Genomic DNA, 20,284 nt, shown 5'->3' with positions numbered 1-20,284 from the left:
GCCATGTCCATCGACAATCCCTGCCTCACGTGCGGCGCTTGCTGCGCGTACTTTCGTGTGTCCTTCTATTTTGGTGAATGCGTGTCAGCCGGGGGGGTGGTCCCCGACCATCTGACGGTTCAAGTTTCGCCCTTCCATGTGGCCATGCTCGGCACGGACAGCAAGCCATCTCGTTGCGTGGGGCTGTTGGGAGATGTGGGGTGTGGGGTGCGCTGCAGCATGTATGAGCAGCGTTCCAGCGCCTGTCGCGAGTTCGAGGCGTCCTGGGAGCGCGGAGAACATAACCCCCATTGCGACACAGCACGTGCGGCGCATGGTTTGCCACCGCTGGTGCCGCCGCTGCAACCGCAGCTTTCGCCAGATCGGGTAGCCTGAAAACAGCAATCGCAGCGGGTGTTGCCGTTGCCGCTAACCCGCCATCACTCGCGGTAAGGCGGTAACACCCTCTAGAATGTCCGACCCCTTTAGGAGGTAATGGATGGACGCTCTGGACCTGCTGCTCAATCGCGTATCTGTCACTCGCCTGTGCGAGCCGGCCCCTGATGCCGCTCAACTCGACCTGCTCTTCCGCGCGGCGCTACGTGCCCCGGATCACGGACAGCTGCATCCCTGGCGCTTCCTGACTATCGAGGGCGCTGCGCGCTACGAGCTTGGTGAGCTGTTTGCCAGTGCATTGCAGTCGCGGCAGGCAAATGCTGCGGAGGAGGCGCTGCAGAAAGCGCGAAACATGCCGCTACGAGCGCCAATGCTGATCGTGGTGATTGCCAGTGTGAAAACGCATCCGAAGGTGCCGGAACACGAGCAGGTGCTTGCCGCCGCCTGCGCGGCCCACGGTCTGCTCTTGGCCGCCCATGCCCAGGGACTTGGCGCCGTGTGGCGCACCGGCGATTTCTCCTATGACCCCCATGTGCTCAAGGGACTCGGTCTGAGCGAACACGAGCGCTTGCTGGGCTTCATGTACGTCGGCACACCGGAAGGGCGCGTGCGTGTCGCTCCAGTGCTTGAGCCGCAGGCATTCGTCAGCGGCTGGGGCGGTCAGCGAGACGTCTAAGCGTCTGCGGCGCCGGGCTGGCCTCCGGATAGCGGTAGGCGCAGGCTGGCGATAAAGCCGCCGCCGGGATGGTTGGCTAATTGCAGTTGTCCGCCGTGGCGCTCTGCAGCGCGGCGCGCGATGGCCAGTCCAAGGCCATGACCAGCTGCCGTCTGCCCGGGAGCACGGAAGAATGGCTCGCTCAGTTGCGGCAGGTGCTCATCGGCGACGCCGGGTCCATGGTCGCGAACGCTCAACACCAGCTCGTGGCCTTCACGCCGCGCGCTCAGTTCGATCGGCATCCCCTCGGGGTTGAAACGCAGGGCGTTGCGCAACAGGTTGTCCAGCGCACGCTCGAGCATTTCACTCCAGCCGCTCAGATGTACGCCTGGTTCCACTCGGCTGTCGATATGTTGAGCGGGACAGATGATGCGGGCATTGTCCTTCAACTGTTCGAACATCGACGGCAAGTCCACGGTGGTAACCGCACCAGGTTCGGCGTCGAGGCGCGAGAGTTCGAGAATTTCACTGATCAGCGCTTCCAGGCGATCACACTCCTTGGCCAGTCGCGGCCAGATTACTTCTCGCTCGCTGGGGGTCGCGCGCTCGGCCAGAGCCTGTGCTATGCGCAGTCGGGCGAGCGGTGAGCGCAGTTCGTGGGATACATCGCGCAAGAGCTGGCGCTGGCTGCTGATCAGCGCCTGCAGCCGCGCACCCATGCGGTTGAAGTCGCTCGCCAGCACGCCGAGCTCATCGCGACGCGTCGCCAGGCGGGCCAGCGACTGCTGCTGGTACGTCGTCTGGCCTAGGTCATGTACGGCGCGGCGCAGGCGATCCAGCGGCCGGGTAATGGAAAGCGTAAGTAGTAGGCTGAAGCCGGTCAGTACTACCAGCGCTATGCCCAGGGCACTCAACGGCCAGGCCAGGCTTCCACGGTGCCAAGCCTGCAGCTCGGGATGCGGGATGCGGTAGATGAACAGATAGGTTTCGCCACTGGTGGGGCTGATGTAATCAGCAGTCAGGCGTCGCCAGGGTAGATGACGCTCCCGGTTCTGATGGCGTGCTTCAAAGGCTGCGGCGCGGTCGGAAAAGGTGCCACGGATGATCGGCTGGCCATTTTCAGCCAGTACCTGGACATCGACGCGGGAGCGGTGGCGGTGTTGCTCGAGCAGCCGTTGCGCGGCAATTGGCCCCTGTCGCTCATAGACCTCGGTCCAGGTCTCGGCGAGGCCCTGCAGCGCCGGATGACGACCGAGAATCCAGGCATCCTGATTCAGCGCGTGGCCGAGCAGCATGGCCAGGCCGGCCACCAGTGCGATGGCCAGCCAGAACGTTGCGAGAATGCGCCAGAACAGTGATCGCACTAGTCCTCTCCACGGCAAAAGCCCGGTCAGCTCCGCGCCCTCACATGAAGGGCAGGCGGGCGCTGCCGGGCGGTTCAGGATGGCTCCGGAGGATCAGTTCTTCTGATCGCGGTCAGCTTTCCACTTGAGGAATTCAGCACGTTCAGCGCGCTTCTCTTCCATCTTTTTTACGCTCTCGTCGAAGGCTTTCTGCTGTTCGGGCTTGAGCTGGGAACGCATGCTCTGGTGAGTCTGCTCACGGCTGGCATCAAGTTCCTTCTGCATGGCCTTGCGCTCGGCTTCGGGCAGCTTGTCGAGATAGCGTTGAGTGATTTCCTTCTGCTGCTTCATTTGTTGAACCATCAGCTTACGCATTTCGCGCTGCTGTTCCTTGGTCAGGTCCAGCTCCTGAAACATGTGCGGGGCCTTCTTGCCACCGTGATGGCCGTCGTGCATGCCGCCGGGCATCGCGAATGCAAGGGTCGGCAGGGTTGCGGCGAACAGTAGGGCTACGAGTGATTTGCGCATGGTGAAAACTCTCCTATGTAGGGAAACCGGCCGTGCCGTCGTGCTATCCAGATCGGTGCTGGCGGCAGGTCTGTGACCGGATGAGTTCAGTCTACGCAGTGCAAGGTCAGTGGCGGTCAACCCAGGGTAAAGCCTGGGTAAAGACCCTAAACCGAGTAAAGATAGCCGCGGCTGCGCAACGCGACGATGCGCGGACTGCCATCGGCATGTGGCCCCAGCTTGCGGCGCAGGTTACTCACGTGCATGTCCAGGCTACGGTCATAGAGAGTGAGTTTGCGCCCCAGCGCGTGCTGAGCCAGGGTTTGCTTGTCGATCGGTTCGCCAGGTTGCGCGAGCAGCGTCTCGAGGATGCGTCCTTCGGACAGTGTAAGGCTGACGTCGTGACCGCCAACGCTCGCGATACCGCGGGCGGAGCTGTAACAAAGGTCGCCAAGCTCGACCTGGCTCGGCACGGTAGCGGGATGGCTGCGGCGCAGCACGGCGCGCAGGCGTGCGGTGAGCTCGCGCGGGTCACAGGGCTTGGCCAGGTAATCGTCGGCGCCGAGCTCCAAACCAAGAATGCGATCCAGCGGTTCGCCGCGGCCCGAGAGCATCAACACTGGCAGTTCCGGATGCTCGCTGCGCAGTTGCTTGAGCAGTTCCAGGCCGCTGCCGTCGGGCAGCATAACGTCCAGAATGACGGCCGCCGGCTGGTGTTGCGCCAGTGCCTGCCGCGCGCTCTGGCCATCGTGGCAGGCATGGGCGACGAAGCCTTCCTGCGCGAGCCAGCTGATCAACAGCTCACACAGCTCCTGGTCGTCGTCGATAAGCAGTAATTCACTCATTTCAGCTCTGGCACTCAGTTGAGCCACTGGCGACGGCGGCGACCGCGCGTTACCAGCAGGCCTAGGGTGAAACTGATAACCCCGACCGCACCGCCAACAGCGAACCATTGTTGCTGTTCGTTGAGCAGGGCAGGCAGCGCCTTTGCCTGCTCGGTTTGCAGTTGCAGGCGCAGGCGGCGGTTCTCCTCGCGCAAGCGCAGCAGCAGTGCTTCGGTGGTATCGCCAGACAGACCCGCAGGTTGCGGCTCAACTGCGACTTCTACCTCGTCGAACTCGATGGAGGCAGCGGGCTCGGTCATTTCAGAGGGAGGCTCTATCGCCTCTTCCTCGGCGTGCAGCGCAGGGGCGAGCAGGGCCAAGGCAAGCAGCAGAGACAGCGGTCGTTGACGCATCGGAACTCCTATTTCCTAACAAGGCCGTGGGAACCCAGCGGCCGGGCAGATTCGCTATCCCCGCTGTGTCGGCTCAGGGCAGCACTTTCTTGAAGGGCTTGACCACCACGCTCACGTAGACGCCCGCTGCTTTATAAGGATCTGCGTCTGCCCACTGTTGCGCTGCTTCCAGGGAGTCGAATTCGGCAACCACCAAGCTGCCGCTGAAACCGGCTTCGCCTGGGTCATTGCTGTCGATGGCCGGGTGCGGCCCGGCCAGGACCAGCCGGCCTTCGTTCTTCAGTTGCTCCAGGCGGGCCAGATGGGCCGGGCGGGTGGCGAGGCGGTCCTGTAGGGAATTCGGTGCGTCGGTGGCGATAACGGCGTACAGCATGGTCGTTCCTCGTTCGCGTGGGTTGCGTCTGTAAGCGCAAGTGAAAGCCCGGTGGCGACACTGCAAGCGGCCTGTTCGAGGCCTTCATGGCGCGTGGCCGCTGCCTTCGCGGCGCGGCGCGCCATCATAGCAAACGGTGCCAGCGGCGGAAGCGCTACGCTCGCCCTCGCTCCAGTAGGCATCGCACGGCGGCCAGGATCGGTGGTCGAATCAGCAGCGGAAACAGGCGCACCGGCAGCTGGCGAGTCTTGCGAAAACGACGGTGCAAGCCAAAGCTCCGGCGCGGCGTTAGACTAGTCGGCCGTTTTTACCTGAGCGTCCTGGTGTCCAGATGGCGACCGATTGGTCTTCTTTCGCCAGGTCTCACGGTTTTTTCTCGAGGTGTCAGCACCTCACTGGAGTGCGTTACTAGATGATTGTCGATCTGCATTGCCACAGCACAGCCTCGGACGGGATGCTGGCGCCGGCCAAGCTGGTGGAGCGTGCCCATGCACGCGGCGTCGAGATGCTGGCGCTCACCGACCACGACACGGTCGACGGCCTCGTCGAGGCGCGAACGACCGCGCAGGCGCTGGGCATGCAACTGGTCAATGGGATCGAGCTTTCATGCCTGTGGAACGGGGCTACCATTCATATATTGGGTTATGCCTTCACCGCTGATGCTCCGGCATTGCAGCAGGCTATCGCGCAGTTGCACGATGGCCGCTGGCGCCGCGCCGAGCTCATCGGTCAGCGGCTGGAAGCGAAGGGCATGCCGGGTGCCCTCGAAGGCGCACGGGCGATCCAGCAGGAGCTCGGCGACAGTGGTAATGCGCCTGCTCGTCCGCATTTCGCCGACTTCCTCGTGCGCGCCGGTTATGTGCGCGACCGTGCCGAAGCGTTTCGCAAATGGCTCGGTTCCGGCAAGCTCGGTGATGTGAAACAGCATTGGCCGAGCCTGGAGCAGACGGTGCAGACGTTGCGCGAGTCCGGCGCATGGATCAGCCTTGCGCATCCGTGGCAGTACGATTTCACCCGCAGCAAGCGGCGCCGTTTGGTCATCGATTTCGCCCAGGCCGGTGGCCACGCGCTGGAGGTAGTCAACGGCATGCAGCCGCTGGAACAGGTTGGCGGGCTGTCGACGCTGGTGCGTGAGTTCGGCCTGATGGCGACCGTTGGTAGTGATTTTCACGCGCCCGGCGACTGGTCGGAGCTGGGGCTGTACCGCAGCCTGCCGGAGGACCTGTCGCCGCTTTGGAGACATTTCGATCATGAGCGCCGCATACCTGCTGCCAGCTGAACAGGGAGTTTCCATGAGCCAGTTCTTTCAGATTCACCCGGACAACCCGCAACCGCGCCTGATCAAGCAGGCCGTGGAAATCATCCGCAAGGGCGGGGTAGTGGTTTACCCGACTGATTCCAGTTATGCCGTTGGCTGCTCGATGGGCAACAAGGCAGGCATCGAGCGCATCCGCAGGCTGCGCCAGCTGGATGACAAACACAACTTCACTCTGGCCTGCCGCGACCTGTCGCAGCTGGGCCTGTTCGCCAAGGTTGATACCGCTGCCTTCCGTTTGCTCAAGGCGCATCTGCCAGGGCCTTACACCATTATTCTGTCGGCCACCCGCGAAGTGCCGCGCATGCTGCTGCATCCCAAGCGCCGCACCATTGGCCTGCGTGTGCCGGCCCAGCCGATTGCCCAGGCGCTGCTGGAGGAGCTGGGTGAGCCGCTGATGAGCGTCAGCCTGATCCTGCCGGGCGAGGAGTTGCCGATGAGCGACCCATACGAGATGCGTGACGCTTTGGAGCATCAGGTAGACCTGATCATCGATGGCGGTTACGGTGGCCTCGAGGCATCGACTGTGGTCAGCCTGGTCGACGATCAGCCTGAGGTGGTGCGGGTCGGCTGTGGCGATCCCGCACCTTTCATGGTCTAAGCCTGGATAGCGGCGTGCCCAAACAACATCAATCAAGGACACCCTTTTGAGCTCCATGGATTCACAGCGACGTGTGGTTTCCGGCATGCGTCCCAGTGGCCGGCTTCATCTCGGTCACTACAACGGCGTACTGAAGAACTGGGTCAAGCTGCAGCACGAATATGAGTGCTTCTTCTGCATTGTCGATTGGCATGCGTTGACGACGGACTACGAAAACTCCGGCGAAATTTCCCAGAGCATCATGGATATGGCGGTGGACTGGCTGGCAGCTGGCGTCAGCCCCAGCTCCGCCACGCTGTTCATCCAGTCGCAGGTGCCGGAGCACGCCGAGCTGCACCTGCTGCTGTCGATGATCTGCCCGCTGAGTTGGCTGGAGCGAGTACCGTCCTACAAGGAGCTGCAGCAGAACCTGCAGCACAAGGATCTGGATACCTACGGCTTTCTTGGCTACCCCCTGCTACAGGCGGCGGACATCCTGATCTATCGTGCCGGGCTGGTCCCGGTCGGGGCCGACCAGCTGCCGCATATCGAATTCGCACGCGACGTGGCGCGGCGCTTCAATCACCTCTATGGCCGTGAGGCGGATTTCGAGGACAAGGCCGAAGCGGCGATTCGCAAGCTCGGCAAGAAGACCTCCAAACTCTATGTCAGCCTGCGTAAGAGCTATCAGGAGCAGGGCGACGTCGAGGCGCTGAATACCGCACGTGCGGTCATCAAGGAACAGCAAACCATCACCATCGGCGACCAGGAGCGGCTTTACGGCTACTTGGAAGGCTGCGGCAAACTGCTGCTGCCCGAGCCTCAGGCGATGCTCGGCGAATCGCCGAAGATATCCGGCTTAGACGGCGGCAAGATGGCCAAGTCCAACAGCAACGCCATTTACCTGCGCGACACGCCAAACGAGATCGAAGAGAAGATCCGTCGCATGCCCACCGACCCTGCGCGCGTGCACCGCAGCGATCCTGGTGAGCCGACGCGCTGCCCGGTGTGGCAGATGCACCTGGTGCACTCCGAACAAGCCGTATGCCAGTGGGCCGAGCAGGGTTGCCGCCGCGCCGGCATCGGCTGCCTGGAGTGCAAGGGGCCTCTGATCGACTCGATCAAGGCTGATCTGACGCCATTGCAGGAGCGTGCGCTGGACTACGAGCAGAACCCCGACCTGGTCCGCAGCATCCTTGCCGAAGGCGCCGACCGTGCCCGCGACGAGGCCCGCGAAACCCTGATCGAAGTACGCCAGGCGATGGGCCTGAATTACCGCTGACGGTCGCCCGCGCAGCCTCAAGGATGTCCATGCAGCAAAGCGAGCCTCACAGCACAGAAATGATCCAGCCCGGCGAGCAGCTGCGGCTGGCGCTGGTTTATGGCGAGGCCGTCACCGAACTGCCGCTGGATCTGTATATCCCTCCGGACGCGCTGGAGGTCATTCTCGAGGCGTTCGAAGGGCCGCTGGATCTGCTGCTCTACCTGATCCGCAAGCAGAACATCGACATTCTCGATATTCCCGTGGCCGAGATAACCCGCCAGTACATGGGCTACGTCGAGCTGATGAAATCGGTACGCCTGGAGCTGGCGGCCGAGTATCTGGTGATGGCCGCAATGCTTGCCGAGATCAAGTCGCGCATGCTGCTGCCGCGTTCGGCGGAGGTCGCCGAGGAAGAAGACGATCCGCGTGCCGAGCTGATCCGCCGGCTGCAGGAGTACGAGCGTTTCAAGGCCGCAGCCGAAGACATCGACGAACTGCCGCGTGTCGGCCGCGACCTGCAGGTGCCGCGTCTCGATGCACCCGAGGCGCGGGCTCGCAAGCTGCTGCCGGACGTCAGCCTGGAAGAATTGCTGGTGTCGATGGCCGAGGTGCTGCGCCGCGCCGACATGTTCGAGAGCCATCAGGTGACCCGCGAGGCGCTGTCGACCCGCGAACGCATGAGCGAGGTGCTTGAACGCTTGAAGGGTGGCGCCTTCGTCCCCTTCGTGGCGCTGTTCAGGATCGAGGAAGGGCGCCTTGGCGTGGTGGTGACCTTCATGGCCGTGCTCGAGCTGATCAAGGAGTCGCTGGTCGAGCTGGTGCAGAATGAGCCCTTTGCGCCGATTCATGTGCGCAGTCGTACCGAATAGGCATTTGCAGGAGTCAACCGTGGACCTGTCCGATCCCAAGGATCTCGCTTCGCTGCTCGAAGCCTTTCTGCTCGCGTCCGGCAAGCCGCTCTCCCTGGAGCGCCTCGGCGAGCTCTTCGAGGAGCATGAACGACCCTCGTCGGCGCAGCTGAAGAAGGCCCTCGAAGTCCTGGACAAGTCCTGCAAGGGGCGCGCCTTCGAACTCAAGGAGGTGGCCAGCGGTTATCGTCTGCAGGTGCGCCAGCGCTTCTCGCCCTGGGTCGGGCGGCTCTGGGAGGAGCGTCCGCAGCGTTATTCCCGGGCGCTGCTGGAAACCCTGGCGCTGATCGCCTACCGCCAGCCCATCACCCGTGGCGAGATCGAGGACATTCGCGGCGTTGCGGTCAACAGCCAGATCGTCAAGACATTGCAGGAGCGCGAGTGGATTCGCGTGGTTGGCCATCGTGACGTGCCGGGGCGCCCGGCGATGTTCGCCACCACCCGACAATTCCTCGACCATTTCAATCTGAAGAACCTCGACGAACTGCCGCCGCTGGCCGTGCTGCGGGAAATGGAGCCCGAGCTGCGCCCGTTGCTCGACGACGATGCGGCCGTGCCGGTCGCCCTGCAGACCCGCGCCGACGAGACGTTGGACGAGCCGCAGGCGCCCGCGCGCGAGCAGACCAGCTTCCGTAACCTGCTGGCCGAACTCGATGGCATGGAACAGGGGCTCAAGACCGACTTCGACGACCTGCTCGAAGCGCAAGCCGCGGACATCGACTCCGACGAGGAGCAATCGACCCCCTGAGCCCAGGCATGTCGCCGGGGCGCCGGCGGCCTCGCTGCAGCCCGCCGCTGGGGACATAGCTCTGCAGCTGCATGTCGTGTGCAACCATTGGCCTTGCGTCCTGTCCGAACGCCAACCGACTCCGGATGGTTTATGGTTGTCGAAGAACAAAATTCCGCAGCAGGAGAGACGCATGCACCCGCGAGTTCTGGAAGTCACCGAGCGCCTGGTCGAGCGCAGCCGCAAGACGCGTGAGCGTTACCTCGCGATGATGGCCGCCGCTGCCAGCGAGGGCCCTCAGCGAGGCGGGCTGCAATGCGCCAACTTCGCCCATGGCGTCGCCGGCTGCAATTCCACTCAGGACAAGCAGAGCCTGCGCCTGATGAACGCGGCGAACGTCGCGATCGTGTCGGCATACAACGACATGCTTTCGGCGCATCAGCCCTACGAGCATTTTCCGGAGATGATCCGCCAGGCGCTGCGCGAGATTGGTTCGGTCGGCCAGTTCGCCGGCGGCGTGCCGGCAATGTGCGACGGCGTGACCCAGGGCGAGGCGGGCATGGAGATGAGCCTGGCCAGTCGCGAAGTGATCGCCATGAGCACCGCGGTGGCGCTGTCGCACAACATGTTCGACGCCGCGCTGATGCTCGGCATCTGCGACAAGATCGTCCCGGGGCTGATGATCGGTGCGCTGCGCTTCGGCCATCTGCCGACGATCTTCGTACCGGGTGGGCCGATGCCATCGGGCATCCCCAACAAGGAAAAGGCCGCGGTGCGCCAGCGCTACGCCGAAGGCAAGGCGACTCGCGAGGAGCTGCTGGAATCGGAAATGAAGTCCTATCACAGCCCGGGCACCTGCACCTTCTACGGCACCGCCAATACCAATCAGGTGGTGATGGAGATCATGGGCCTGCACCTGCCGGGCTCCTCGTTCGTAAATCCCTACACGCCGCTGCGCGATGCGCTGACCCGCGAAGCCGCGCAGCAGGTCACCCGCCTGACCCATCAGGCTGGCAATTACACGCCGCTGTGCCAGGTGGTCGACGAGAAGTCCATCGTCAACTCGGTGGTCGCGCTCAACGCCACCGGCGGTTCGACCAACCACACCCTGCATATCCCCGCATTCGCCCGCGCCGCCGGCATCCAGCTGACCTGGCAGGACATGGCCGACCTTTCCGAGGTGGTGCCGACCCTGGCCAAGGTCTACCCCAACGGTCAGGCCGATGTGAACCATTTCCATGCCTGCGGCGGCGTGCCCTTCATGGTGCGCACGCTGCTCGACGCCGGCTTGCTGCATGAGGATGTGCACACGGTGGTCGGCAAGGGCCTGCGCCGCTATATCCAGGAGCCGTTCCTCGAAGGTGACAAGCTGGTCTGGCGCGATGGGCCCGCTCAGAGCCTGGACGAAACCATCCTGCGTCCGGCAGAGCGGCCCTTCTCGCCGGAGGGCGGCCTGCGTGTGCTGGAAGGCAACCTGGGACGCGGCGTGACCAAGATCTCGGCCGTGGCGCCGGAGCATCGTGTGGTCGAGGCGCCGGCACGGGTGTTCATCGACCAGAGCGAGCTGGCAGCCGCTTTCAAGGCCGGCGAGCTGGAGCGCGATTTCATCGCCGTGGTGCGTTTCCAGGGGCCGAAGGCCAATGGCATGCCGGAGTTGCACAAGCTCACGCCCTTCCTTGGCGTGCTGCAGGACCGCGGCTACAAGGTGGCGCTGGTTACCGACGGGCGCATGTCCGGCGCCTCCGGCAAGGTGCCGGCGGCCATCCATGTCTGCCCGGAGGCGCTGGATGGTGGGCCGCTGGCGCTGGTCCGTGATGGCGACATCATCCGCGTCGATGGCGAGACCGGAGAGCTGCGGGCGCTGGTCGACCCGGCCGACTGGGCGACGCGCCAGCCGGCCATCCGCCCGGAAGACATGGGTATCGGTTGCGGTCGCGAGCTGTTCGCCTTCATGCGCGCGTCCTTCAGCACGGCAGAGCAGGGCGCCAGCGCGTTCACCGAGAGTCTGGAGGCGCTCAAGTGAAGACAGCGCTGGTTGGCGACATCGGTGGTACCAATGCACGCTTCGCGCTGTGGCGCGATCAGCGGATCGAGCAGATTCGCGTGCTGCCCACGGCAGACCATGCGCGTCCGGAGCTGGCAATCCGCGCCTACCTCGACGAAGTGGGCCAGCCGCTGGATGCGCTGGAAGCAGTATGCCTGGCCTGTGCCGGGCCGGTGAGCGGCGATCACTTCCGCTTCACCAACAACCACTGGCAGCTGAGCCGACAGGCGTTCTGCCGCGAACTGGGCCTGAAGGATCTGCTGCTGATCAACGACTTCACCGCCATGGCCCTGGGTATGACCCGGCTGCGCGATGACGAGCGCGTCACGGTCCGCGAGGGCGAGCCTGAACCCGGCCGGCCGCGTCTGGTCATAGGCCCCGGCACCGGGTTGGGGGTCGCCGGGCTGCTGCCGCTGGTCGGCGGCGGCTGGCGCGCGTTGCCGGGCGAGGGCGGGCATATCTGTCTGCCGATCGGCAGCGAGCGCGAGGCGGCGATCTGGACGCAACTGCACCGCGCACAGGGCCACGTGAATGCCGAAGCCGTGCTCAGCGGGCCGGGTTTGCTGACGCTCTATCGTGCCTGTTGCGCGCTGGATGGCCGAGCGGCCGAACACGACTCTCCAGCTGGGATCACCAAGGCCGCGCTGGCTGGCGAGCCGTACGCCGTCGCCGTGCTGGAGCAGTTCTGCCGCTGGCTGGGGCGCATCGTCGGCGACAACGTGCTGACGCTCGGTGCACGCGGCGGGGTATATATCGTCGGCGGCGTGGTGCCGCGCTTCGCCGAGTTCTTCATGCACAGCGGCTTTTGCGAGGCCCTGTGCGAGAAGGGCCAAATGAGTGGCTATTTCGATCGCCTGCCGGTATGGCTGGTGACCGCGCCTTATCCGGGCCTGGAAGGCGCCGGCGTGGCGTTGCAATCGCTGCTGGAGGGCGTCTAGCCGGCTGGCAGGGAAAGGCGACGGGCGATCGGATAACAACAAGAAAAGGGACGTGACGTGAGCCAAGCAGGTAAGAACATCCTTCTGGTCGACGACGATCAGGAAATCCGCGAACTGCTGCAGACCTATCTCAGCCGCTCGGGCTTTCAGGTCCGCGGCGTGCCGGACGGCGCGCAGTTTCGCAGCGCGCTGTGCGCCGAACCGGCCGATCTGGTGATACTCGACGTGATGCTGCCCGATGAGGACGGCTTCAGCCTCTGCCGCTGGATTCGCCAGCACGAGCGGCTGGCCTCGATGCCAATCATTATGCTCACCGCCAGTTCCGACGAGGCCGACCGGGTGGTCGGTCTAGAGCTGGGCGCCGACGATTACCTCGGCAAGCCGTTCAGCCCACGCGAGCTGCTGGCGCGGATCAAGGCCCTGCTGCGACGGGTCAGCTTCGCCCAGGAGCGCGGCAGCGATGTGCTGGCCTTCGATGAGTGGCGGCTGGACATGATCAGCCACCGGCTGTTCCACGCCGATGGCGAGGAAGTCTTTCTTTCCGGTGCCGATTTCGCGTTGCTCAAGCTGTTTCTCGATCATCCGCAGCAGATCCTCGACCGCGACACCATTGCCAACGCCACCCGTGGCCGCGAGGTGATGCCGCTGGAGCGCATCGTCGACATGGCGGTCAGTCGCCTGCGCCAGCGCCTGCGCGACACCGGCAAGTCGCCGCGGCTGATTCGCACGGTACGTGGCAGCGGTTACTTGTTGGCTACCCAGGTGACGCCGCACCATGAATCTGCGCACTGAGCGGCGGCGCCTGCGGCTGGTGCCGCGCTCGCTGCTCGGACGCATGCTGTTGCTGACCCTGCTCGCGGTGCTGCTGGCGCAAGGGCTGTCGAGCCTGATCTGGCTATCGCAGCTGCGCGCCAGCCAGATGGAGGGACTGCTGGCCAGCGCCCGCAGCCTGGCGCAGTCGATGGGGGCAAGCGTCAGCTACTTCCGTTCGCTGCCGCTCGGCTACCGACCACTGGTGCTGGACCAGCTGCGCAGCATGGGCGGCACGCGCTTCTTCGTCTCGCTCAACGACAAGCCGCTGGAGATGAAGATCCTTCCTGAGACGCCACGCAAGCGTGCAGTGCTGCACGAGGTGGAGCAGGTGTTGCGCCAGCGTCTGGGTGGCGCGGTGGACCTGACCATCGAGTTCGTCAGCCCGGACGATCTGCGCATCTTCAACAGCGGCATCAAGCTCGAGGAGCTGCCGCGCTCCTGGGCCCACTACGCGCTGGGTTTCGAACCGCTGGCGCCACCGGTGCTGGTGACGCAGATCCAGATCGCGCCGCAGGAGTGGCTTTACCTCGCCTCGCTGATGCCTGCGCCTTACGTCAGCCTGGAAGACGAGGGGCTGCCGGTGCAGCAGCTGTGGTTCATCGTGCTGACCAGCGCCTTCCTGCTGCTGTTCATCGGCCTGCTGGTGCGCTGGCAGAGCCGGCCGCTGAAGCGCCTGGCCAAGGCGGCGCGGGAGCTGTCGGTGGGAGGCGAAGTGAGGCCGCTGGCCGAGATCGGTGCCAGCGAGATCGTCGAGGTCAGCCGCGCCTTCAACAACATGCGCGAGCGCATCAGCCGCTATCTGACCGAGCGCGGCCAGTTGTTCAGCGCCATCTCCCACGACCTGCGTACGCCCATCACACGGCTGCGGCTGCGGGTCGAACTGCTGGAGGACGAGGCCCAGCAAGTCAAGTTCAACCGCGATCTCGACGAGCTGGAACTGCTGGTCAAGGGTGCCCTGCAGTGTGTTAAGGACACCGATATCCACGAGAACATCGAGGCCGTGGACCTCAATCTGCTGCTCGAACACATCGTCGAGCCCTACCAGGCCTGCGACCAGACCCGCGTGACCCTGGATGGACGCGCGCTGGCGACTTACCCCGGCAAGCCGCTGGCACTCAAGCGCTGCATCGGCAACCTGCTGGACAACGCCCTGAAGTATGGCGAGCGTGCCCACCTGCACGTCGAGGATGGCAAGGAGGCGCTGGTGCTGCACGTTGACGACGAGGGCCCGGGTGTGCCGGAGCAGCGCCTGGAGCACGTTTTCGAACCCCATGTACGGCTCTCCGGCCAGCAGCAGGGCTACGGGCTGGGCCTGGGTATCGCGCGCAACATCGCCCATGCCCACGGCGGTGAGCTGAGCATGCGCAACCTGCCGCAAGGAGGGCTGAGGGTGACGCTTACGCTACCCCGTTGAGTCCGCACAGTACGCCTCGTTACGAGTGCTGCGGTTTTGTAACCGCCTCGTGACCATCGGCCATCCCTTCGTTACCCAGTGTCCATTTTTCTGCGCATAGACTCGATCCATCGCAAGCGACCATGACTTGCAGGATAAAAACAAGAAGGTGCCTCTACATGAAAGCGATCCATCGTCTCGCTCTTTCCATTTCCCTCGCCCTGCCTGTACTCGCCCACGCTGGCGAAGTCGAAGTTCTGCACTGGTGGACCTCCGGCGGTGAAAAGCGCGCGGCCGACACCCTGCAGAAGCTGGTCGAGCAGAAAGGCCACAGCTGGAAGGACTTCGCCGTTGCCGGCGGTGGTGGCGAGGCTGCCATGACCGTACTGAAAACCCGCGCCGTTTCCGGCAATCCACCGTCCGCTGCACAGATCAAGGGCCCGGACATTCAGGAGTGGGGTGAACTCGGCCTGCTCGCCAACCTCGATGACACCGCCAAGAGCGAGCGCTGGGACGAACTGCTGCCCGAGCAGGTGCGCAAGATCATGCAGTACGACGGCTCCTATGTGGCCGTGCCGGTCAACGTGCATCGGGTCAACTGGCTGTGGATCAACCCGGAGGTGTTCGAGAAGGCCGGCGCCACGCCGCCGAAGACCCTCGACGAATTCTTCGCCGCAGCCGACAAGCTCAAGGCTGCCGGCTTCATTCCGGTTGCCCACGGCGGCCAGCCCTGGCAGGACGGCACCGTGTTCGAGGGTTTTGTACTGAGCATTCTCGGCCCGGACGACTATCACAAGGCCTTCGTCGAGCTGGATAACGACACCCTGACCGGCGACAAGATGGTTCAGGCCTTCACCGCACTGAAGAAGTTGCGCGACTACATCGACGCCGACGCGGCCGGGCGCGAATGGAACCGTGCCACCGGCATGGTCATCGACGGCAAGGCCGGCATGCAGATCATGGGCGACTGGGCCAAGAGCGAGTTCACCGCCGCCAACAAGGTGGCTGGCGAGGACTACCAGTGCCTGCCGTTCCCCGGAACCCAGGGCAGCTTCGCCTTCAATATCGACTCCCTGGCGATGTTCAAGCTCAGCAACGACGACAACCGCAAGGCCCAGGAAGACCTGGCGCGCACCGTACTGGAGCCTGAGTTCCAGACCTTCTTCAACCAGAACAAGGGCTCGATTCCGGTTCGCCAGGACCAGGACATGAGCGAGTTCGACGCCTGCGCCCAGCAGTCGATGACCGACTTCAAGGAAGCCGCCAAGGGCAGCGGTCTGCAGCCCAGTCTGACCCATGGCATGGCTGCTTCTAGCTACGTGCAGGGCGCGGTGTTCGACGTCGTCACCAACTTCTTCAACGACCCCAAGGCCGACCCGCAAAAGGCGGCCAAGCAGCTGGCGGCGGCGATCAAGGCCGTGCAGTAACGCTAAGGGCGGACCGCGTCCGCCCGGCTCCCGAAACGTTCGTCCCGGTACAGGCTTTGCCCTGTGCCGCGGGCGACGACATCCCGGATTTCCATGAGGGATCAAATCCATGAGCTCCATCGCGCTTCAAGCCAGGCCCGCCAAGGCCTCGCCGCTCGACGCCCTGCAGCGCTGGCTGCCCAAGCTGGTGCTGGCGCCGAGCATGCTGATCGTGCTGGTCGGCTTCTACGCCTACATCGGCTGGACCTTCCTGCTCTCGTTCACCAATTCGCGCTTCATGCCCAGCTACAAGTGGGTCGGCCTGCAGCAATACGAGCGCCTGTGGGACAACGACCGCTGGTGGGTCGCCAGCCAGAACCTGCTGGTCTTCGGCGGCCTGTTCATCGCCATCAGCCTGATCATCGGCGTCGTGCTTGCCGTACTGCTGGATCAGCGCATCCGTCGCGAAGGGCTGATCCGCACCATCTACCTGTACCCCATGGCGCTGTCGATGATCGTCACCGGCACCGCCTGGCAGTGGCTGCTCAATCCCGGCCTGGGCCTGGACAAGCTGCTGCGCGACTGGGGCTGGGAAGGCTTTCGCTTCGACTGGCTGGTTGATCCGGATCGGGTCATCTATTGCCTGGTGATCGCGGCGGTGTGGCAGGCCTCGGGCTTCGTCATGGCGCTGTTCCTCGCCGGCCTGCGCAGCGTCGATCAGTCGATCATCCGCGCTGCTCAGGTGGACGGTGCGAGCCTGCCGACCATCTACCTGCGCATCGTGCTGCCGAGCCTGCGTCCGGTGTTTTTCAGTGCGTTGATGATCCTGGCCCATATCGCCATCAAGAGCTTCGACCTGGTGGCGGCGATGACCGCCGGTGGGCCGGGCTATTCCAGCGATCTGCCGGCGATGTTCATGTACGCCCACACCTTCACTCGCGGCCAGATGGGCCTGGGTGCGGCGAGCGCCATGCTGATGCTCGGCGCGGTGATGGCGATCATCGTGCCGTATTTGTACTCCGAGCTGAGGAACAAGCGCCATGTCTGACTTCGCGCAACCGCCCCTGACCCTCGGGCGCCTGACCATCCATGCCACCCTGTTGCTGGCCTGCGCCGTCTACCTGGTGCCGCTGATCGTGATGCTACTGACCAGCTTCAAGACGCCGGAAGACATCCGCACCGGCAACCTGCTGAGCTGGCCTGAAGCGTTCAGCGCGATGGGTTGGCTGACTGCCTGGGACAGTATCGGTGGCTACTTCTGGAATTCGGTGAAGATCGTCATCCCCGCCGTGCTGATTTCCACCGCGCTGGGCGCGCTCAATGGCTATGTGCTGTCGATGTGGCGCTTCCGCGGCTCGCAGCTGTTCTTCGGTCTGTTGTTGTTCGGCTGCTTCCTGCCGTTCCAGGTGATCCTGCTGCCGGCGTCCTTCACCCTCGGCAAGCTGGGCCTGGCCAATACCACCACCGGTCTGGTGCTGGTGCACGTGGTATACGGCCTGGCGTTCACCACACTGTTCTTCCGCAACTTCTACGTCAGCGTGCCGGAAGCGCTGGTGCGGGCGGCGCGGCTGGATGGCGCCGGTTTCTTCACCATCTTCGGGCGCATCCTGCTGCCGATGTCGGTGCCGATCATCATGGTCTGCCTGATCTGGCAGTTCACCCAGATCTGGAACGACTTTCTTTTCGGGGTGGTGTTCGCCAGTGGCGACACCCAGCCAGTCACCGTGGCACTGAACAATCTGGTGAACACCAGCACCGGCGCCAAGCGATACAACGTCGACATGGCCGCCGCGATGATCGCCGGCCTGCCCACGCTGTTGGTCTATGTGGTCGCCGGCAAATACTTCCTGCGCGGGCTCACTGCCGGCGCCGTCAAGGGTTGAGGAGAACAACGATGGCTTCCCTGGAACTGCGCAACGTTCATAAGAGTTATGGCAACAGCCAGATCGCAACGCTGAAGGACATCGCGCTGAAGATCGACGCCGGTGAATTCCTCATCCTCGTCGGCCCTTCCGGCTGCGGTAAATCCACCCTGATGAACTGCATCGCCGGGCTGGAGAACATCACCGGCGGCGAGATTCTCGTCGACGGCGAGGACATCAGCCAAGCCAGCCCGAAGGATCGCGACATCGCCATGGTGTTCCAGTCCTACGCGCTGTATCCGACCATGACGGTGCGCGACAACATCGCCTTCGGCCTGAAGATGCGCAAGGTGCCGGCGGCGAAGATCGAGGAGGAGGTGGCGCGGGTCGCCAAGCTGCTGCAGATCGAGCCGCTGCTTGAGCGCAAGCCGTCGCAGCTGTCGGGTGGCCAGCAGCAGCGTGTGGCCATGGGCCGGGCGCTGGCGCGGCGGCCGAAGATCTACCTGTTCGACGAGCCGCTGTCGAACCTCGATGCCAAGCTGCGGGTGGAGATGCGCACCGAAATCAAGCTGATGCACCAGCGGCTAAAGACCACCACCGTCTATGTCACCCACGATCAGATCGAGGCGATGACCCTCGGCGACAAGGTCGCGGTGATGAAGGACGGCGTGATCCAGCAGTTCGGCACGCCCCACGAGATCTACAACAACCCGGCCAACCTGTTCGTCGCCAGCTTCATCGGCTCACCGCCGATGAACTTCGTACCGCTGCGCATTCGCCAGCGTGACGGGCGCTGGGTGGGGGTGCTCAACAGCGAGCAGGGCAGCTGTGAACTGCCACTGCCGATCGCCACTGATGAGGGGCTGCGTGATCGCGAACTCATCCTCGGCATCCGCCCTGAACAGATCGGGATCGCCGGGGTCGGATCAGCGGATTTTGCTTTGTCGGTCGACATCGAGGTGGTCGAACCGACCGGGCCAGACACGCTGGTGGTGTTCACCCTGAATCAGGTCAAGGCCTGTTGCCGCCTGGCTCCGGATCAAGCGCCGCTGGTGGGCGAAACGCTCCACCTGCAATTCGATCCGCGCAAGGCGCTGCTGTTCGATGCGCAAACCGGCGAGCGGCTGGGTGTGGTGCAGCCTGAGCCGGTGCGTGAGAGCAAGGTAACCCGGCTGGTTTCCAACGGAGCGGGTACCGCGCAGTGAAATGCCGCCTGCCTTGCCAGCAGGCGGTCGATGAAAGTGACGGTTACAGGAATGAACAGAGTCGTCTCGGCTCGATCCAGCGATCAATAACAACAAAAGCGGAGTGGATATGAAAAAAACACTGACAGCCCTGGGCGTAGCGACTGCCGTTGCCGCGATGGCCCTGCCATTGAGCGGCCATGCCCTGGAGTTCACCGGCTACATGCGTAGCGGCGTGGGTGAATCGGTCAATAGCGACTCGCAATCGTGCTTCCAATTGCCCGGTGCACCGACCAAGTATCGCCTCGGTAACGAATGTGAGCAGTACGGCGAGCTGGATCTTCGTCACGACCTTTACACCTTTGCCGATGGTTCGGTGCTTAGCGTGGAAGGCATGGCGGCGCTGTACAACCAGTACAACCATACCCCGAAGTTCACCGGTGATCATGGCTGGGCGCGGATGGTGCAGGCCTATGCCGAGTGGAGCAAGGTGCCGGCGCTGAACAATGGTTCGTTCTGGGCTGGCCGGCGCTTCTACAAGCGTAACGACATCCATATCTCAGATTTCTACTACTGGAACCAGAGCGCCACCGGCGCCGGTGTCGAGGACATGGAGATCGGTGGGCTGAAGTACAGCTACGCCTTTTCTCGCAAGGACAGCGTGTTCCAGAAAGACTATGTCAATCGCCACGACTTCAACGTCGGCGGCTTCGATAGCAATCCGGGCGGTGAGCTGGAGTTCGGCCTCAGCTACATCGACAAACCCAGCCGAGACGATGCCCACAGTGGCTGGGCGGTGACGGTGCAGCACGTGCAGTCCGACTTTCTCGGTGGCAAGAACACCCTGGCGTTGCAGTATGGCGAAGGGCCCGGTACCGGCCTCGGCTATACCGGCGACGTGACCCTGGACGACAGCGCCAAGAGCTGGCGAGTGGTGGAGTACTTTGATTGGCAGCTGACGCCACGCTTTGGCGGCCAGTTCCAGGTGGTCTATCAGAAGGACAAGCGCGCCGACGGCGGCGACCAGGACTGGTGGTCGGTGGGCGCGCGTCCTGCCTATGCGATCAACGAACAGTTCAAACTCGTCGCCGAGGTGGGCCATGACCAGATCGACGCCACCGACGGCACGCGCAAGCTGAGCAAGTTCACCATCGCGCCGACCTGGTCACCTTCCGGCCCAGGCTTCTGGGCGCGGCCTGAGTTCCGTCTGTATTACACCTATGCCAGCTGGAACGATGCCGCGCAGCGAGCCGCCAACCTGATGGCCGAGGGCTCGGCGTTGTCCGATACCGGCGCGTTCGGCAGTGCGCAACACGGCTCGAACTTCGGCGTACAGGTGGAGCACTGGTGGTAAAAGTCG

21 protein-coding genes are annotated in these 20,284 nt (G+C 63.8%); 16 read left to right on the top strand and 5 right to left on the bottom strand.

Annotation, left to right across the window (positions count from 1 at the left end):
* The first annotated feature begins 3 nt into the window (after window positions 1-3).
* Both AAEZ08_RS15095 and AAEZ08_RS15090 read left to right on the top strand, forming a co-directional pair.
* Entirely contained in the window at window positions 4-375 is a 372-nt protein-coding gene (locus AAEZ08_RS15095) for a YkgJ family cysteine cluster protein (protein ID WP_181066962.1), read from the top strand.
* A 103-nt stretch (window positions 376-478) separates the two neighbouring features.
* On the top strand, window positions 479-1,051 hold the full coding sequence (locus tag AAEZ08_RS15090; protein ID WP_058064667.1) for an NAD(P)H nitroreductase: 573 nt from the start codon (window positions 479-481) through the stop codon (window positions 1,049-1,051).
* On the opposite strand, the gene AAEZ08_RS15085 is transcribed toward AAEZ08_RS15090, so the two are convergent.
* The 5 genes from AAEZ08_RS15085 to AAEZ08_RS15065 form a co-directional block, all read right to left on the bottom strand.
* Window positions 1,048-2,394: a sensor histidine kinase gene (locus tag AAEZ08_RS15085; protein ID WP_058064666.1), complete on the bottom strand. Its 1,347-nt coding sequence runs from the start codon at window positions 2,392-2,394 to the stop codon at window positions 1,048-1,050. The genes AAEZ08_RS15090 and AAEZ08_RS15085 overlap by 4 nt on opposite strands.
* A 93-nt stretch (window positions 2,395-2,487) precedes the next feature.
* Window positions 2,488-2,901 (bottom strand): ATP-binding protein, encoded by a 414-nt coding sequence (locus AAEZ08_RS15080; RefSeq protein ID WP_181066961.1) that lies wholly within the window; start codon window positions 2,899-2,901, stop codon window positions 2,488-2,490.
* Window positions 2,902-3,047: 146 nt separating this feature from the next.
* Window positions 3,048-3,725 (bottom strand): response regulator transcription factor, encoded by a 678-nt coding sequence (locus AAEZ08_RS15075; protein WP_003280641.1) that lies wholly within the window; start codon window positions 3,723-3,725, stop codon window positions 3,048-3,050.
* 14 nt (window positions 3,726-3,739) lie between these two features.
* Entirely contained in the window at window positions 3,740-4,117 is a 378-nt protein-coding gene (locus AAEZ08_RS15070) for a hypothetical protein (RefSeq protein ID WP_003280643.1), read from the bottom strand.
* Between the two features lie 73 nt (window positions 4,118-4,190).
* Window positions 4,191-4,490: a YciI family protein gene (locus AAEZ08_RS15065; RefSeq protein ID WP_003280644.1), complete on the bottom strand. Its 300-nt coding sequence runs from the start codon at window positions 4,488-4,490 to the stop codon at window positions 4,191-4,193.
* Window positions 4,491-4,902: 412 nt separating this feature from the next.
* On the opposite strand from AAEZ08_RS15065, the gene AAEZ08_RS15060 reads away from it, so the two are divergent.
* From AAEZ08_RS15060 to AAEZ08_RS14995, 14 genes are all read left to right on the top strand, one after another.
* Window positions 4,903-5,769 (top strand): PHP domain-containing protein, encoded by an 867-nt coding sequence (locus AAEZ08_RS15060; protein WP_003280646.1) that lies wholly within the window; start codon window positions 4,903-4,905, stop codon window positions 5,767-5,769.
* 13 nt (window positions 5,770-5,782) lie between these two features.
* Window positions 5,783-6,406: an L-threonylcarbamoyladenylate synthase gene (locus AAEZ08_RS15055; RefSeq protein ID WP_003280647.1), complete on the top strand. Its 624-nt coding sequence runs from the start codon at window positions 5,783-5,785 to the stop codon at window positions 6,404-6,406.
* Between the two features lie 55 nt (window positions 6,407-6,461).
* Entirely contained in the window at window positions 6,462-7,667 is a 1,206-nt protein-coding gene (locus AAEZ08_RS15050) for a tryptophan--tRNA ligase (protein ID WP_500124640.1), read from the top strand.
* Between the two features lie 29 nt (window positions 7,668-7,696).
* Window positions 7,697-8,518, top strand: a complete 822-nt coding sequence (locus tag AAEZ08_RS15045) for a segregation and condensation protein A (RefSeq protein WP_102819586.1) — start codon at window positions 7,697-7,699, stop codon at window positions 8,516-8,518.
* Window positions 8,519-8,537: 19 nt separating this feature from the next.
* The gene (gene scpB, locus AAEZ08_RS15040; protein ID WP_283259067.1) at window positions 8,538-9,305 is read left to right on the top strand and encodes an SMC-Scp complex subunit ScpB; all 768 of its coding nucleotides are present in this window, start codon (window positions 8,538-8,540) and stop codon (window positions 9,303-9,305) included.
* 172 nt (window positions 9,306-9,477) lie between these two features.
* Window positions 9,478-11,307, top strand: coding sequence for a phosphogluconate dehydratase (edd, locus tag AAEZ08_RS15035; protein WP_500124639.1), 1,830 nt, complete (start codon window positions 9,478-9,480; stop codon window positions 11,305-11,307).
* Window positions 11,304-12,266, top strand: a complete 963-nt coding sequence (locus AAEZ08_RS15030) for a glucokinase (protein WP_019406092.1) — start codon at window positions 11,304-11,306, stop codon at window positions 12,264-12,266. Before edd ends, AAEZ08_RS15030 begins: the two co-directional genes overlap by 4 nt.
* 57 nt (window positions 12,267-12,323) lie before the next feature.
* Window positions 12,324-13,058: a response regulator gene (locus tag AAEZ08_RS15025; protein ID WP_063540451.1), complete on the top strand. Its 735-nt coding sequence runs from the start codon at window positions 12,324-12,326 to the stop codon at window positions 13,056-13,058.
* Window positions 13,059-13,077: 19 nt separating this feature from the next.
* Window positions 13,078-14,493: an ATP-binding protein gene (locus AAEZ08_RS15020; RefSeq protein ID WP_500124667.1), complete on the top strand. Its 1,416-nt coding sequence runs from the start codon at window positions 13,078-13,080 to the stop codon at window positions 14,491-14,493.
* Window positions 14,494-14,651: 158 nt separating this feature from the next.
* Window positions 14,652-15,899 (top strand): ABC transporter substrate-binding protein, encoded by a 1,248-nt coding sequence (locus tag AAEZ08_RS15015; RefSeq protein ID WP_500124638.1) that lies wholly within the window; start codon window positions 14,652-14,654, stop codon window positions 15,897-15,899.
* Window positions 15,900-16,008: 109 nt separating this feature from the next.
* Window positions 16,009-16,926: a carbohydrate ABC transporter permease gene (locus tag AAEZ08_RS15010; protein ID WP_058064658.1), complete on the top strand. Its 918-nt coding sequence runs from the start codon at window positions 16,009-16,011 to the stop codon at window positions 16,924-16,926.
* Window positions 16,919-17,761: a carbohydrate ABC transporter permease gene (locus AAEZ08_RS15005; protein ID WP_500124637.1), complete on the top strand. Its 843-nt coding sequence runs from the start codon at window positions 16,919-16,921 to the stop codon at window positions 17,759-17,761. The genes AAEZ08_RS15010 and AAEZ08_RS15005 overlap by 8 nt, the downstream gene beginning before the upstream one ends.
* 11 nt (window positions 17,762-17,772) lie before the next feature.
* Entirely contained in the window at window positions 17,773-18,945 is a 1,173-nt protein-coding gene (locus tag AAEZ08_RS15000; protein ID WP_500124636.1) for an ABC transporter ATP-binding protein, read from the top strand.
* 109 nt (window positions 18,946-19,054) lie between these two features.
* The gene (locus AAEZ08_RS14995) at window positions 19,055-20,278 is read left to right on the top strand and encodes a maltoporin (protein WP_003280666.1); all 1,224 of its coding nucleotides are present in this window, start codon (window positions 19,055-19,057) and stop codon (window positions 20,276-20,278) included.
* Window positions 20,279-20,284: the final 6 nt, after the last annotated feature.

This window comes from Pseudomonas sp. E45-MNA-CIBAN-0222 (assembly GCF_040310405.1).
Lineage (GTDB): Bacteria > Pseudomonadota > Gammaproteobacteria > Pseudomonadales > Pseudomonadaceae > Stutzerimonas > Stutzerimonas stutzeri_AC.
Note: the sequence above shows the minus strand (reverse complement) of the source record. Positions and strands in the feature narration are given on the sequence as shown.